The 1,555-nt window shown below is 54.3% G+C and carries 1 protein-coding gene; it reads right to left on the reverse strand.

Translation table 11 applies throughout. From position 1 onward, the window contains the following. Nucleotides 1-1,529 (reverse strand): DUF5107 domain-containing protein (locus tag H5U08_RS18350; RefSeq protein WP_297036471.1); only part of this gene is annotated, 1,529 nt, incomplete at its 3' end. Nucleotides 1,530-1,555: the final 26 nt, after the last annotated feature.

The raw sequence follows: 1,555 nt of genomic DNA on the forward strand, positions 1-1,555 counted from the left end.
AGAATCAAATGATTCTCCGCGACGGGATCGGCGGGGTTTGTTTGAAGTGCCCGACGGAAGGCGGCCTCCGCGGCTTCGAAGTCGCCGCGCCGCATCGCGATTCGGCCCAACAGATCAGCAGAGATCGCGGCAGTTTCCTGATGTTTTTCCGCCTGGGTAGCCAAATCCCATGCCTCTTGCCAGTTTTGCAGTTGATATTGCGAAATAGCCGCGTAAAAAAGAGACCATGGATCCTCGGGCGATTTCTTCAACGCACGCGTCAGCCAGGCCAATGCCGACTCATATTGTCCGGCCTCGAAATCGAGAACACCCAGCGCACACAACGACCTCACATGTTTGGGGTCTTTCTCCAAAGCTTTTTGGTACAATTCCCGCGCGCGAGGTCGATCCGTCGCCAAATCGGCCTTTTCACCGGCCGTGTAGAAATCCTCGGCTGATTTTTCTGAATCAGGTTTTTCCTGGAATCGCGACGGGTCAGGCGGTTCAACTTTGGGAATTTCCAAGGGCGACCGATACGTGGCCAGCAAGCTGCCGTCTCTGGCACGAAATTCCACAGAAAAGCTCTGCGATGCTGCCACCGGCACGGCAAGGCGAACAGGTTTTTGGGGTGAAAGGTCAACCGAATATCGGGCGATTTCGCGATTTTCCTGGCTGATGATACATGTCGCCCCGTTGTAAATACCTGTCGCTATTGCGCGCAGTTCCACACCCTTTCGACGACGCATCACATTGACAGCGAGATGGCGGGTGGCCAATTCGAACCCATCCCCCAGCCCGTGGACAGGATACCACCATTCTCTCCAAGCCACTGTTTGTCTAGGACGCAAGCGACCGTAGTCAGACTGTGTCGGCAGAGGACCACTTTGCACTTCGATATAGGGGCCATCTTCGTCCGTGAGATCTTCTTCCGCGACCCTTCCAAATTCCCACTCGCCCCAGGTCCATGCTTTTTTACCACTAAGCTCTCGGTGATCTGCCCATTGAACGAGTCCGCGATCCGCATCCACGTCATAGGCTCCAAAAAAATCATGAGTACACTGAACAGCAAACACGGAGGCGTACGTTTCATAGTTTTTTAACCATGACAGATCTTTCCCATCGTGGATTGGCCAGCGGAAGAACTCTCGGGCGTTGTGGTCTGTTCCCAAACTCATGGGAAAAATGAATCGGGTTCCCGTTTTATTGGGAAAAGCCGTGCAGTTCCAAAAATAATAGGGGTGCATGCCGTCAGTGGGATTGTAGAGCGAAATACTCTCTTCCAAGAATGCTTTGCCCGGACTGAGTGTCACGCGAACAATCCAGCGGGTCCGGAAGATTTGTTCGGTGTTGGAAATCTCCAGGGTGGCTGAACCATCCGGATTCTGATGGACCGCCACGTTGACGGGCGAGAGACACGTGACGGTGTGTCCGTGGGGACCCGAGTTCCATTCAATGCCACCGGAGATCCACGCCCCGCGCATGGCGATCATGGCGGGCTTTATCACGCGATTCAGATGGAACATTTCCTGGCCGGTTGTCTTGTCCAGCACGGAATGAATGCGTCCTCCCAATTCCG

This window comes from Thermogutta sp. (genome assembly GCF_014359955.1).
Lineage (GTDB): Bacteria > Planctomycetota > Planctomycetia > Pirellulales > Thermoguttaceae > Thermogutta.